This is a genomic window from Billgrantia endophytica (assembly GCF_002879615.1).
GTDB lineage: Bacteria > Pseudomonadota > Gammaproteobacteria > Pseudomonadales > Halomonadaceae > Halomonas > Halomonas endophytica.
The window spans coordinates 27,719-40,611 of the sequence record NZ_PNRF01000022.1 but is presented as its reverse complement, the minus strand read 5'-3'; the positions used below and the strand labels follow the sequence as shown (position 1 = coordinate 40,611).

Annotated in this window: 13 protein-coding genes; 11 read left to right on the top strand and 2 right to left on the bottom strand. The window is 64.1% G+C overall.

Annotated features, from left to right (window positions below):
* Positions 1-2,571: ribonuclease E (rne, locus tag C1H69_RS11245; protein ID WP_102653505.1), on the bottom strand; the 2,571-nt coding region annotated here is incomplete at its 3' end.
* Between the two features lie 673 nt (positions 2,572-3,244).
* Here rne and C1H69_RS11240 point away from each other — a divergent pair.
* From C1H69_RS11240 to sppA, 3 genes are read left to right on the top strand one after another with little or no spacing between them, the layout of a single operon-like run.
* Positions 3,245-4,192 (top strand): RluA family pseudouridine synthase, encoded by a 948-nt coding sequence (locus C1H69_RS11240; RefSeq protein ID WP_102653499.1) that lies wholly within the window; start codon positions 3,245-3,247, stop codon positions 4,190-4,192.
* A 45-nt stretch (positions 4,193-4,237) separates the two neighbouring features.
* A complete protein-coding gene (locus C1H69_RS11235) occupies positions 4,238-4,888 on the top strand; it encodes an HAD-IA family hydrolase (RefSeq protein WP_102653498.1) in 651 nt (216 codons plus the stop codon).
* A gap of 22 nt (positions 4,889-4,910) precedes the next feature.
* Complete coding sequence (gene sppA, locus C1H69_RS11230; protein ID WP_102653497.1) at positions 4,911-5,990, top strand: signal peptide peptidase SppA; 1,080 nt, start codon at positions 4,911-4,913, stop codon at positions 5,988-5,990.
* On the opposite strand, the gene C1H69_RS11225 is transcribed toward sppA, so the two are convergent.
* A complete protein-coding gene (locus tag C1H69_RS11225) occupies positions 5,987-6,574 on the bottom strand; it encodes a Maf family protein (protein ID WP_102653496.1) in 588 nt (195 codons plus the stop codon). The two genes, sppA and C1H69_RS11225, sit on opposite strands and share 4 nt — an antisense overlap.
* 131 nt (positions 6,575-6,705) lie before the next feature.
* Here C1H69_RS11225 and C1H69_RS11220 point away from each other — a divergent pair, with 131 nt between their 5' ends.
* The 8 genes from C1H69_RS11220 (at position 6,706) to pabC (ending at position 12,881) form a co-directional block, all read left to right on the top strand.
* The gene (locus tag C1H69_RS11220) at positions 6,706-7,233 is read left to right on the top strand and encodes a YceD family protein (RefSeq protein ID WP_102653495.1); all 528 of its coding nucleotides are present in this window, start codon (positions 6,706-6,708) and stop codon (positions 7,231-7,233) included.
* Positions 7,234-7,265: 32 nt separating this feature from the next.
* On the top strand, positions 7,266-7,436 hold the full coding sequence (gene rpmF / locus C1H69_RS11215) for a 50S ribosomal protein L32 (protein ID WP_102653494.1): 171 nt from the start codon (positions 7,266-7,268) through the stop codon (positions 7,434-7,436).
* 35 nt (positions 7,437-7,471) lie between these two features.
* Positions 7,472-8,509: a phosphate acyltransferase PlsX gene (gene plsX, locus C1H69_RS11210; protein ID WP_102653504.1), complete on the top strand. Its 1,038-nt coding sequence runs from the start codon at positions 7,472-7,474 to the stop codon at positions 8,507-8,509.
* Between the two features lie 5 nt (positions 8,510-8,514).
* Positions 8,515-9,468 (top strand): ACP S-malonyltransferase, encoded by a 954-nt coding sequence (gene fabD, locus C1H69_RS11205; protein ID WP_102653493.1) that lies wholly within the window; start codon positions 8,515-8,517, stop codon positions 9,466-9,468.
* A 55-nt stretch (positions 9,469-9,523) separates the two neighbouring features.
* A complete protein-coding gene (gene fabG / locus C1H69_RS11200; protein ID WP_102653492.1) occupies positions 9,524-10,267 on the top strand; it encodes a 3-oxoacyl-ACP reductase FabG in 744 nt (247 codons plus the stop codon).
* 123 nt (positions 10,268-10,390) lie between these two features.
* The gene (gene acpP, locus C1H69_RS11195) at positions 10,391-10,624 is read left to right on the top strand and encodes an acyl carrier protein (RefSeq protein ID WP_008956801.1); all 234 of its coding nucleotides are present in this window, start codon (positions 10,391-10,393) and stop codon (positions 10,622-10,624) included.
* Between the two features lie 191 nt (positions 10,625-10,815).
* Positions 10,816-12,054, top strand: coding sequence for a beta-ketoacyl-ACP synthase II (fabF, locus tag C1H69_RS11190; RefSeq protein WP_422666897.1), 1,239 nt, complete (start codon positions 10,816-10,818; stop codon positions 12,052-12,054).
* A gap of 38 nt (positions 12,055-12,092) precedes the next feature.
* The gene (gene pabC, locus C1H69_RS11185) at positions 12,093-12,881 is read left to right on the top strand and encodes an aminodeoxychorismate lyase (protein WP_102653503.1); all 789 of its coding nucleotides are present in this window, start codon (positions 12,093-12,095) and stop codon (positions 12,879-12,881) included.
* Positions 12,882-12,893: the final 12 nt, after the last annotated feature.

The following is a 12,893-nucleotide window of genomic DNA, read 5'->3' as shown; positions in this document are numbered from 1 at the left end:
CGCATCGGCCTTCGGCTGCTCGGACTGGGCTTCCGGCTTGGGTGCGTCGGCGGGCTTCTCGGCCGGCTTGGGCACGTCGGCTTTCGGCTGCTCGGGCTGGGCTTTCGGCTTGGGCATGTCGGCGGGCTTCTCGGCCGGCCTGGGCGCATCGGCCTTCGGCTGCTTGGCCTTCGGTTGCTCGGGCTGGGCTTCCGGCTTGGGCGCATCGGCCTTCGGCTGTTCGGCCTTGGATGCATCTACGCCTACGGCTACCTGGTTCGGGGCGTTCTCGGCCTTGGCCGGCTCGGCCTGAAGGCGTTTTTGCTCCGCTTCGGCCTGAGGGTTGATGGCGTGCTGACGCGACCGGTTGCGCGGGTTGTTACGGGTGCGCCTGGGCTTGCCGTCGTCTGCCTTGGCGGTCTCGGCCGGCTTGTCATTGGGCTTTTGCGCGTCTTCGGCCTTTTGGCGACGGGGCGCCTCCTCGCGACTGTGCGGAGGCTGCTTGGCCTGTGGCTGGCCACCCTGGCGATTGTCGTCCTGCTGCTGGCTCCTGTCCTGGCGACCCTGTTCCTGTCGGCCTTGGCCACGGCCGCCGCGACCACCACGAGCCTCGCTGCGGCTGCCGGAAGCGCCATCCTGGCGGGCTTCGCTGCGGCTGCCGTCCTGCTGCCGGCCCTGGCCCCGCTGGCTGCTCTGACGAGTGTCGTCACGCTCTTCGGAGCGCTCGTTGCGAGGGCGGCGCTGACGGCCACGGCCATTGCCATTGCGGTCACCGCGCTCTTCACCGGAAGCCTGCCGTGCCTGGGGGGCAGGGGGCGTTGAAGGCTTGCGGGCTTCGCTGCCATCGGCTTCGCTGGTTTCGGCACTGCCAAGCCATTTGGCGACCCCTTTGACCAGGCGGCCGAGCACGCCGGGAGCCGCTTGGGTGGCTGGCTGAGAAGCCTCGGCGGTTGGTGTCTGCTGCTGCTGCAGAGAGGCAGGAGCAGGTTCGTTGTGAATGACCGTCTTGACGGCGGCTTCGGTTCGGAATACCGGCTTGGCGATGCTGGAGTCCGGCTCCTTGCCGACCTCGGTGTCGACCGAAAGCTCGAAGCTCGACTTTTCCTGCTCGCCCTCTTCCTCGACGTGATCATCGCGTAGGCGCTGCACATCGTAGTGAGGGGTATCCATGTCCGGATTGGGCAGTACCAGCACACGCACGTCCTGGCGGCTCTCGATATCGGCCAGCACGGCACGTTTCTCGTTGAGCAGGTAGGTGGCCACTGGAACCGGGAGAATGGCGCGGATCTGGGCGCTGCGCTCCTTCATCGCCTCTTCCTCGATCAGGCGCATGATGGAAAGCGACAGGGAGCGCACGTCACGGATGGTGCCCTGGCCGTTACAGCGTGGGCATACCACGCCGCTGGTCTCGCCCAGCGATGGACGCAGGCGCTGGCGGGACATCTCCATCAGGCCGAAGCGGGAGATGCGACCGATCTGCACGCGGGCGCGATCGAGCTTGAGCGCGTCGCGCATGCGGTTCTCGACTTCACGTTGATTGCGCGCAGGGCTCATGTCGATGAAGTCGATGACCACCAGGCCGCCAATATCGCGCAGGCGAAGCTGGCGGGCGATTTCGTCGGCAGCCTCGACATTCGTCTGCAAGGCCGTTTCCTCGATATCGCTGCCACGCGTGGCGCGTGCCGAATTGATATCGATGGAGACCAGCGCCTCGGTGTGGTCAATGACGATGGAGCCGCCGGAGGGAAGCTTCACTTCACGCTCATAGGCCGTCTCGATCTGCGACTCGATCTGGAAACGCGAGAACAGCGGCACCTCGTCGGCGTAGAGCTTGATCTTCTGTTGGTAGGAGGGCATGACCTGGCGAATGAACGTCAAGGCTTCCTGGTGCACGACCGGGCTATCGATCAACACCTCGCCGATATCCTGGCGCAGGTAGTCGCGCATGGCGCGGATGATGACGTTGGATTCGCGATAGATCAGAAACGGAGCGGGGCGCTTGCCGGCTTCGTCGGTGATCGACTCCCATACCTGAATCAGGTAATCCATGTCCCACTGCAGTTCTTCGGCACTACGACCGATGCCGGCGGTGCGAACGATCACACCCATCTTGTCGGGTACGGTGAGCTCGCCCATGGCTTCCTTGAGCTGGCTGCGCTCCTCACCCTCGATGCGCCGCGAAATGCCACCGGCACGGGGGTTGTTGGGCATCAATACCAGGAAGCGGCCGGCCAGGCTGATGAAGGTGGTGAGGGCGGCTCCCTTGTTGCCGCGCTCTTCCTTGTCGACCTGGACGATGACTTCCTGGCCCTCCTTGAGCACTTCCTTGATGCTGGGGCGGCCGGATGCCTCTTTCAGGAAGTACTCGCGAGAGATCTCCTTGAGGGGGAGGAAGCCGTGACGCTCTGCGCCGAAGTCGACGAAAGCCGCTTCGAGGGAGGGTTCTACCCGAGTGATCTTGCCGCGGTAGATATTGGCTTTTTTCTGCTCCCGGGCACCGGATTCGATGTCCAGGTCGTAGAGGCGTTGTCCATCGACCAGGGCGACGCGCAGCTCTTCCGGCTGAGTCGCATTGATGAGCATCCGTTTCATGTTGTCTCGCAAACTGGACGCACCGGTGGGCATCGAAGAAGGCGAACCTCTGGGTGCTGCGTGCTCGTGCTCAGCGCATGTCGCGGATGCACAGTGGCGCCCGATCGTACCGGTACCCGCGGTGGGTCCAGCACGACATGATCATGTTGAGTACTCGGCGGAGGCAGGACATGTCTCGGTGGGCTTCTTCCCATCCGGCCCTGCGGTCACCGCCAGACACCTGGCATTCATCGATTCGCCAACGCCGGCCACCGGCACGATGTTGAACGATTCCCGTGGCCACCGCCCGCCGAACAGTGGTTGGCGGGCTGGGATCCGGGCGTGGCGTAACTACTTGTTCCTACCGCAGGTAACTACCATCGGTAATCACCTGTCTGTCACCTATCCGTACTATTCGTAACTGCCTTTCGTCATTACCGAGGTAACGGCTTGTCTTCTATCAGTGCCTGTAACGCTGTGTCACTCGTCGGCGGCGGGACCGAGTCTGCGGGTCGTCGCGGCCTGATTTCGTCGCTCCGGCCTGCGTGTCTGTCGGGCAGGCGCCATGGGACCGAAGGGATCCATCCGAGCGAGCTCGCAATATAGCAGTAATGGCAAGGAGCGGCAATTGGCGCAGCAAGCGCCCGAGTGCGATAGAATGCCGGCTCATAATGAGTGATCGAGCGGAAGTGTCATGACCGAAGGGCGCGAGGTACAGTGGGTGGAAGTGGGCGAAGGCCAGGCCGGCCAGCGCATCGATAACTTCCTGATGACGCGCCTGAAAGGCGTGCCGCGTGCCCTTGTCTACCGCATCGTGCGCAAGGGCGAGGTGCGGGTGAACAAGAAGCGGATCAAGGTCGACTACCGGCTGGTGCCAGGAGACATGGTGCGCATTCCGCCGCTCCGGATGGCCCCGCGCGAGGCGGCGAGGGAGGTCAGTGACGGGTTGCGTAACCTGCTGGCCGGCAGCGTGCTGGTGGAAGGCCGGGACTGGCTGGTGATCAACAAGCCGGCCGGTCTGGCCGTGCACGGTGGCAGCGGGGTCAAGATCGGCCTGATCGAGGCGCTGCGCCAGGTGCGAGAGGATCTCGACTTCCTGGAGCTGGTGCACCGCCTGGACCGTGACACGTCGGGTTGCCTGCTGCTCGCCAAGTCGCGTCCGGCGCTGCTGGTGCTGAATGACGCACTGAAGCAGCACAAGATGGACAAGCAGTACCTGGCGTTGGTGTCGGGGCGCTGGCCTGCCCGTCGTGAGTTCGTCAGTGCCCGGCTGGAGCGGTACGATGCCGGCAACGGGGAGCGCCGGGTGAAAGTCGATGCCACCGGCAAGGTGTCCCGTACGCGTTTCGCGGTACGTGAAGCCTTTGCCAAGGCGACCCTGGTCGAAGCCGAGCCGGTCACCGGGCGCACGCATCAGATCCGGGTGCATGCCGCTCACACTGGCCATCCGCTGCTGGGAGATGCCAAGTACGGCACCCGGGAAGGCGAGGTCGTGGCGAGGAAGTTCGGGTTGACGCGGCTCTTTCTGCATGCGGCATCGCTGACGTTTCCCGAGCCGACCAGCGGCCGGCCGGTACAGATACGGGCTCCGCTACCCGATGACCTGGAAGCCGTGCTGAACCGTGCCCGCAAGTTTTCCTGAGCGCCCTTTGGCCATTGCCTTTCATTTTCCTGACTCGGAGCCTTGATGCGTTATCGACTGGTGATCTTCGATTGGGACGGCACCTTGATGGACTCCGCCGCGCGCATCGTCGCCTGCATGCAGGCGGCCTCCCGGGACGCTGGCTGGAGCGAGTTGGCCGACGAGGCCGTGCGTGACATCATCGGACTTGGCCTGCCGGAGGCCATTGCAACGCTCTGTCCCGGCATCGACCCGGCGCGCTCGGAGCTGTTGCGTAGTCGCTATGCCTTTCATTTCGTACAAGGCGACACGACTCCCATGCCTTTCTTTCCGGGCGTGGAATCTGGCGTTGCGGGGTTGCGTGGCCTGGAGGCGCGACGCCTGGCGGTTGCAACCGGAAAGAGCCGTCGCGGGCTGGATCGCATCTTCCGGGAGAGCAATAGCGGACACTGGTTCCATGCCAGCCGCACTGCCGACGAGACGCGTTCCAAGCCTCACCCGCAGATGCTCGAGGAACTCCTGGCTGAACTGGACGTCGATGTCACCGAGGCCGTCATGATCGGCGATACCGAATATGACCTGGAAATGGCCCGGGCACTGGGCATGGACCGGGTGGCGGTGACCTGGGGGGTGCATGCCCCGGATCGCCTGGCGGCCTGTCGACCCGTCTTTACCGCCGAGGCGGTGCCGGAACTCTTCGAGTGGTTGAACCGATAGACGGCTGTAAGGAACACGAGCCATGAGTGATGACAAGCATGAAGATCGCTGGACCGAGGGTCCTGAGCTGACCCCCGAGCAGGCGAGGGAGGCCAGGCGGGCCCAGGCGAGCGCATCGCCGCCTCCGCCGGAGAGCCCCGAGACCCTGCGCGAGCGCCAGCGGCTGGGCCAGCAGGAAATGCTGGATCGCTGGATTGGAGGCGTGCTGGTCGAGCAGCGGCGCACGAGACGTTGGAAGCTGTTCTTCCGCTTCTTTTTTGCGGCGTTGATTCTGGGCTCCCTCGCGGCCACCCTCTACGGCATCTTTGGTGTCCCGGGCGTTCGTGAACCGGAACGGCAACACCTGGGCGTCGTCACGGTGCGCGGGGTGATCGATGGCGAGTCGCCGGCCAGCGCCGAGCGTATCATCACGGGGCTCAACCGGGCATGGGAGGCCGACAATGCGGCGGCGGTCATCCTGCATATCGACAGCCCGGGCGGAAGTCCGGTGCAGTCCCAGCGGGTCTATGACGAGATCCTCCGGCTGCGCGAGAAAGGCGACAAGCCGATCATTGCCGTCATCGAGGACGTGGGCGCCAGCGGGGCCTACTACATCGCCGCGGCGGCCGACGAAATCGTGGCGGCACCGGCGAGTCTGGTGGGTTCCATTGGCGTGATCTTCGCCAGCTTCGGCTTCGAGGAGGCCATCGAGCGGCTGGGCGTGGAGCGCCGCGTCTATGTCAGTGGCGAGAACAAGGCGTTTCTTGATCCCTTTTCACCGGTGGCGCCCGAAGAGCGCGACTTCTGGCAGGGTGTGATGGATACGACGCACCGCCAGTTCATCGATGCCGTGCAAGCCGGGCGTGGCGATAGGCTTCGCGATGACGCGCGGTTGTTCACCGGGCTGATCTGGAATGGGGAGCAGGCTCTGGAGCTGGGGCTGGTGGATGGCATTGGCAGCCTGGACAGTATCTCCCGCGACCTCTTTGGTGAGCTGCGCGTGCATGACTACACGCCCCGGCTGGACCCCTTCGAGCGTCTGACCCGTCAATTCGGCCGGGTTGCCGCCGAATGGGTAGGTGCCCCGTCGAGCCATTCGCCGGTTCGCTACCAGTTGCACTAGCCGTCGCCAAGGGGGTCCAGTCCCGCTTCTCGCAGCAGGGCGCACAGGCGAATGAGTGGCAGGCCGATCAAGGTATTGGGGTCGTCTCCCTCGAGTTTCTCGAACAGGGCGATGCCCAGCCCTTCCATGCGAAAGCTGCCGGCACTGTCAAGCGGCTGCTCCCGCTCGACGTAGCGGGCGATCTCCGTCTCGCCGAGCTGGCGAAACACGACGTCGTAGCATTCATGACAGACCCAGTGACGACCCGAACCCGTGTCGATCAATGCCAGTCCGGTGAGAAAGCGCACTCTCTGGCCGGAGAAACGTGCCAGTTGGTGGCGTGCCGTGGCCGTGTCGCCGGGCTTGCCGAGTATCGTGTCCTCGAAGACGGCCACCTGGTCGGAACCGATGACCAGGTGGGCAGGGTATTGCTCTGCCACATGGCTTGCCTTGGCCAGGGCCAGGCGCTGCACCAGGGCCCGGGGGGACTCCCCCGGACACGGTGACTCGTCGATAGCGGGGTTCGCCCAGGCATAGGGAAGCCCCAGCCGATCCAGCAGTTGGCGGCGCCAGCGGGAACTGGATGCAAGCACGAGACGGGGCATGCCGGACTCCTTGTGAGCACCCGGCGGGGGCTTGTGGGCCGGGGGGTGCGGTAGCGGGAATGAGGGCCATTGTAACCCGTCATGACGGCGTCTTTGACAGGGGCGGGGGGAGTGCCTATCATTGCGCGCCTATGTTGACCTCACGACTCCCCAATAAGGTCGAGCCCTACAAGCTCGCCGCCCGTGCCGAAAGCCTCCAGGGCCTCATGGCGCTCGATCAGTTCGAGCGGCTGGCCGAGGAGGTTGGCGCGCAAGCCGGTGATTGCCAAGTATGGCTCGAATTCGCCATCGATGCGCAAGGGCGCCGCGAGATTCGCGGGCGTCTGGAAGCGGAGCTTCGGCTGCCTTGCCGGCGCTGCCTCGAGCCGCTGTCACAGCATGTCGAAAGTGAATTCCTGCTGGGCATGGTCACGAGCGACGATCTGGCGGCAGAACTGCCAAGCACCCACGAGCCGGTGCTGGTGGAAAACGAACAGCTGAACCTGCTGGCGGTAGTGGAGGATGAACTCATCCTTAGCCTGCCCCAGGTGGTTTACCACGACGAGGCCCTGTGTCGGGTCTCGCGCGACCAGCTGAGCAGTGGTGAGGAGGCCGAGTCACCGGAGCCGACTCCCGCAAGTCCCTTTGAGGTGCTGCGTCGCCTCAAGGACAAATCCTGATTCATTATCGATTCACTCTGGAGTGACATCCCATGGCAGTTCAAAAGAACCGCAAGACCCGTTCCAAGCGCGGTATGCGTCGCAGTCACGATGCCCTGAGCGCCCCGACCCTGTCCCAGGACAAGGAAACCGGCACTACGCATCTGCGCCACCACATTTCTCCGGACGGTTTCTACCGTGGTCGCAAGGTCGTCGACGCCTGAGTCGACCCCTTGCCGGTGATGCTCGGCAGTTGAGCGTGCGGATTGCCGTCGATGCGATGGGCGGAGACTCGGGCCCCGGGGCTGCCGTTCAGGGATCGGCGGCTGCAGTGCTGGCCTGGCCCGATCTATCGATCGATCTGTTTGGCCCTCGTACCTTGCTGGAAGCCGAGCTTGAGAGCCTGCCGCGGCACCTTGCCGCGGCTGGTTCGCATTTGTCTGTCCATCATGCGCCATCAGCAATTCGCCAGGACCAGCGGCCCTCCGATGTGTTGAGGCGGGGTGGCGATACCAGCATGGCACACATGCTTGGCCATCTTGCCGCGGGAAGGGCGGTGGCGGGTGTCAGTGCGGGCAATACGGGCGCCTTGATGGCATTGTCGCGGCGTGAGCTGGGCATGGTGGGTGGCATTCCGAGGCCAGCCATCAGTACCGCCATACCAACGCGCGGCGACGGGCGCTGCTATCTGCTGGACCTGGGTGCCAACGTCGATGTCAGCGCCGATCGCCTGATCGATTTTGCCCGCATGGGCGATGTCATGGCACGCCACGTCGATGGCCTGGTGTCACCCCGTGTCGCGCTACTCAACGTAGGCAGCGAGGGGACCAAGGGCAGTGCCAGCGTGCGTGAGGCCGATGCCTGGCTGGCGGGTACGACGTCGCTGAACTACTGCGGTTTCGTCGAGGGCAACGGCATCTTTGCCGGTATGGCGGACGTGGTCGTCTGTGACGGGTTTGTCGGTAATGCGGTTCTCAAGGCAAGTGAGGGGCTGACACATATGCTCATCGAGCGAGTGCAGGCGACTTTCGATGCGCATTGGGGCAGTCGCCTGGTGGGTCTATTGGCGAGGCCAGCACTGCGTCGGTTGAAAAGTGAGCTGGACCCGGTGCGCTACAATGGCGCCAGCCTGTTGGGGCTCGACGGTATCGTCATCAAGAGCCACGGCGGTGCCGATGCCACCGGCTTTTCCTACGCTGTGCTGCGAGCGGCGAACGAGGTCAGCCGGGACCTGCCTTCCCGACTGGCTCGTGAGCTGGGCAGCAGGCATGACAGGTCTCAACAAGAGCAAAGGTGAACGACATGACTCAACCCCTTGCCCTCGTCTTTCCCGGGCAGGGCTCCCAGCAGATTGGCATGCTGCGTGAGCTGGCCGAACGCTATAGTGTGGTACGCACGACCTTCGAGGAGGCTGCGGAAGCGTTAGGCTATGATCTGTGGAAAGTCGTTCAGGAAGGACCCGAGGAAGCGCTCAATGTGACCGCCTGCACTCAACCGGCGCTGCTGACTGCCAGTGTCGCCATCTGGCGTGTGTGGCAGGAGTTGGAAGGGCCGCGGCCTGGTGCCATGGCCGGGCATAGTCTCGGTGAATACAGCGCCATGGTCTGTGCCGGGGTGCTCGGCTTCGCCGATGGCGTTCGCCTGGTGAAGCTGCGTGGCGAGGCCATGCAGGAAGCCGTGCCGCTTGGCCAGGGGGGCATGGCCGCCATTCTGGGGCTCGAGGATGCCACCGTTGAAAGGGCTTGCGCAGAAGCCGCCCAGAATGATGTGGTTTCCGCGGTCAACTACAATGCTCCGGGTCAGGTAGTGATCGCTGGCAGCAAGGCAGCCGTCGAGCGCGCCATCGCACGGTGTCAGGAGGCTGGCGCCAGGCGTGCCATGCCGCTGCCGGTCTCGGTGCCGTCTCACTGTGCGCTGATGCGTCCGGCAGCCGAGCGGCTCCAGGCGGCCATGGCCGAACTGGACATGCGTCCGCCGCGTTACACCGTTTACCAGAACGTCGACGCGCAGGCGCATGCCGATGTCGAGACGTTGCGCACACGACTGGTGGAACAGCTCTACCAGCCGGTGCGCTGGACCTCTTGCGTGGAAGCGATGGCCAGTGGTGGCGCCGAGGTCTTCATCGAATGCGGGCCGGGCAAGGTGCTGACTGGACTCGGCAAGCGCATCGCCAAAAGCAGCAAGGGGCTGGCGGTCAACGATCCCGACAGCCTGGAAGCGGCTCTGGAGCTGGCTCGCGAGGCAGCCGCCCAATAAGCCCACGGGGGGCGTCAAGCACCTATGAACCAAACAGCACAATGCGGGGACAGCTATGACGAGCGAACGCAGAATCGCCTTGATTACCGGCGCAAGTCGCGGCATCGGGCAAGCCATCGCCCATGAGCTGGGGCGCCAGGGGCGCGTGGTGATCGGTACCGCCACCACCGAGTCCGGCGCGGCAAAGATCGACGCGGATCTCCGTGCCCACGGCATCGACGGGGCGGGGCGTGCCCTGGACGTGACCGACCAGGAAAGCGTCGATGCCCTGGTCAAGTCGATTACCGACGAGTTCGGTGCGCCTGCCATTCTGGTCAATAATGCCGGTATCACGCGTGACAACCTGCTGATGCGCATGAAGGAAGAAGAATGGGACTCGGTGCTCGACACCAACCTCAAGTCCGTCTATCGAGTCACGAAGGCTTGCCTGCGCGGCATGACCCGGGCTCGCTTCGGTCGCATCGTCAGTATCAGTTCCGTGGTGGCGACCATGGGCAATCTGGGACAGACCAACTATGCTGCCGCCAAGGCGGGCATGGAAGGGTTCACCCGTGCGCTTGCCCGTGAAGTGGCCTCCCGGGCCATCACCGTCAACGCCGTGGCGCCGGGCTTCATCGCCACGGACATGACGCGGGCGCTGCCCGAAGAGCAGCACAAGGTGCTGCTGACCCAGATCCCCCTGTCTCGCCTCGGCGAGCCCGGGGAGATTGCAGCTGCCGTTGGTTTCCTGACCGGCGAGAGCGCCGGGTACATTACCGGTGAGACCCTTCAGGTCAACGGCGGCATGAATATGCGTTGAGGCTCCCGCCGGTCGGCGGTTGCGTCGACGGGGGGGCGTCTATAAACTACCCCGCAGCTTGAGGTTGCGGACCAACCGGCTGGTCATCTGAACGGCTAACTTGAACGACTGGAGTACGTCATAATGAGCACCATCGAAGAGCGCGTGAAGAAGGTTGTGGCCGAGCGCCTGAACGTCAAGGAAGAGGACATCCAGAATAGCTCCTCCTTCACTGAAGACCTCGGCGCTGACTCCCTGGATACCGTCGAGCTGGTCATGGCGCTTGAAGAGGAGTTCGATACCGAGATTCCCGATGAGGAAGCCGAAAAGATTACCACCGTTCAGGAAGCCATCGATTACGTCAACGCCCACCAGTAAGGGCGCGGTCGTCACCGCTTGCTGAGATGAGGGGCCTCGCCCGTTGAGGCCCGTGGAAAGCCGTCCTGAAACCCAGGACGGCTTTCCGCTATATGGGTGGTGTGCTGCCCATGGAGGGGGTATGTTCGATATAATGCGCGCAATGACGGCCCTGATGGCGGGTCGTGTCACCAAGGTTGTCTGGAGGAATACTGATGGCTCGTAGAGTTGTGGTGACCGGGCTGGGTCTGGTTACGCCGGTGGGCAACACCGTCAAGGAGAGCTGGGAGAGCATCCTGGCCGGCAAGAGCGGCATCGCCCCTATCGAGCACTTCGATGCCACCAGCTTCAATACCCGCTTCGGAGGGTCAGTCAAGAACTTCGATATCAGTCCTTACCTCAACCCCAAGGACGCCCGCAAGATGGATCTGTTCATCCAGTATGGCGTGGCGGCTGGCGCCCAGGCCATCAGTGATGCGGGCATCGAGTGCACCGAAGAGAACGCCGAACGTATCGGTGTGGCCATCGGCTCCGGCATCGGCGGCCTGCCGATGATCGAGCACAACCACAACGCCCTCAACAAGGGCGGCGCGCGGCGTATTTCTCCGTTCTTCGTTCCCGGCTCGATCATCAACATGATTTCCGGCAATCTGGCGATCCAGCATGGTTTCCGCGGTCCCAACATCGCCATCACCACGGCATGTACCACGGGTACACACAATATCGGCTATAGCGCACGAACCATTGCCTATGGCGATGCCGATGTCATGGTCTGCGGTGGCGCCGAGATGGCGACCACGCCGCTGGGTCTTGGTGGCTTTTCCGCCGCCCGGGCACTCTCGACACGCAACGGTGACCCCCAGGCCGCCAGTCGGCCCTGGGATCGTGATCGTGACGGCTTCGTACTCTCCGATGGCGCCGGTGTGATGGTGCTCGAGGAGTACGAACACGCCAAGGCGCGTGGTGCAACCATCTATGCGGAACTGACCGGTTTTGGCATGAGTGACGATGCCTTCCACATGACCGCTCCACCGGAAGACGGTCGCGGCGCGGCGCTTGCCATGCGCAACGCCATTCATGATGCCGGACTCGACCCTTCGGACGTCCACTACATCAACGCCCACGGGACCTCGACGCCTGCCGGCGACCTGGCCGAAAGCCGTGCCGTCAAGAAGGTGATGGGTGATGCAGCGAAGTCCGTGGCGGTCAGTTCCACCAAATCGATGATCGGCCATCTCCTGGGCGCTGCCGGTGCCGTCGAGGCGGTCTTCAGTGTGCTGGCGATTCGCGACCAGGTGGCACCTCCGACCATCAACCTGGATAATCCCCAGGAAGGTTGCGACCTGGATTACGTACCGAATACGGCCCGTGAAAGAAAGATCGAGGTGGCGCTGTCCAACTCCTTTGGCTTTGGCGGCACCAACGGCACCCTGGTCTTCTCCAAGGTGTGAGGGAGCTTCCCCGGGTGCCGGATGACGACGCGGTGCCGATGGATGATCGCGGCCTGGCCTACGGTGATGGCCTCTTCGAGACCATTCTGGTGCGTGACGGTGTGCCATTGCTGTGGGAAGCGCACATGGCACGGCTGGAGCGGGGCTGCCGGGTGCTGGGCATGCCACTGCCTGACAGTCGTGCCCTTGCATGCCTGCCGGCCGAAGCCGGCCCCGGGCTGTGCGTGCTCAAGCTGATGCTCACCCGTGGCAGCGGTGGGCGGGGCTACCTGCCGCCCGATGCCCCCACCCCCCGGTTGCGTTGGCAGACCGCGGCCTTCACCCCTCGGCCGGAGCACTGGCGTGATGGGGTGCGGGTGCGGCATTGTCGACTCCGGCTCGCGATTCAGCCGCTCCTTGCCGGTCTGAAACACCTCAACCGGCTGGAGAACGTGCTGGCCCGTAGCGAGTGGAGCGATCCAGACCTGGCCGAGGGTCTGCTCTGCGATAGCGAGGGACGACTGGTCGAAGCCACCTGCATGAACCTTATCTGGCAACGGAATGGTCGGTTGGAGACGCCGTGCCTGGACGGGTGCGGCGTGGCCGGTACACTGCGTGCCGTGCTGCTGGACAGGCTCCCCATCGTGGAGGTGAAAGCCGGTCCTGAGATCGCTGCCGATGCCGAAGCCATCTGGCTCGTCAACTCGGTGCAGGGCGTCTGGCCGGTCGCCCGGCTGGACGACGCGAAGGGCGTTCCACTAGCGAACTGGAAGATCGGCACTGGCCACCGTCGCCTGCAGGCCGAGGCTCACGCTCTGCTGGGCTACCCGGTGGCTTTCGCACGTTGATTGAGGAAACCG

Bases quoted from the DNA above. Each gene is read 5' to 3' on its own strand.
- C1H69_RS11240 (WP_102653499.1), top strand. From the start codon at position 3,245: ATGACCGAAGGGCGCGAGGTACAGTGGGTGGAAGTGGGCGAAGGCCAG.
- C1H69_RS11235 (WP_102653498.1), top strand. From the start codon at position 4,238: ATGCGTTATCGACTGGTGATCTTCGATTGGGACGGCACCTTGATGGAC.
- sppA (WP_102653497.1), top strand. From the start codon at position 4,911: ATGAGTGATGACAAGCATGAAGATCGCTGGACCGAGGGTCCTGAGCTG.
- C1H69_RS11225 (WP_102653496.1), bottom strand. From the start codon at position 6,574: ATGCCCCGTCTCGTGCTTGCATCCAGTTCCCGCTGGCGCCGCCAACTG.
- C1H69_RS11220 (WP_102653495.1), top strand. From the start codon at position 6,706: ATGTTGACCTCACGACTCCCCAATAAGGTCGAGCCCTACAAGCTCGCC.
- rpmF (WP_102653494.1), top strand. From the start codon at position 7,266: ATGGCAGTTCAAAAGAACCGCAAGACCCGTTCCAAGCGCGGTATGCGT.
- fabD (WP_102653493.1), top strand. From the start codon at position 8,515: ATGACTCAACCCCTTGCCCTCGTCTTTCCCGGGCAGGGCTCCCAGCAG.
- fabG (WP_102653492.1), top strand. From the start codon at position 9,524: ATGACGAGCGAACGCAGAATCGCCTTGATTACCGGCGCAAGTCGCGGC.
- acpP (WP_008956801.1), top strand. From the start codon at position 10,391: ATGAGCACCATCGAAGAGCGCGTGAAGAAGGTTGTGGCCGAGCGCCTG.
- pabC (WP_102653503.1), top strand. From the start codon at position 12,093: ATGGATGATCGCGGCCTGGCCTACGGTGATGGCCTCTTCGAGACCATT.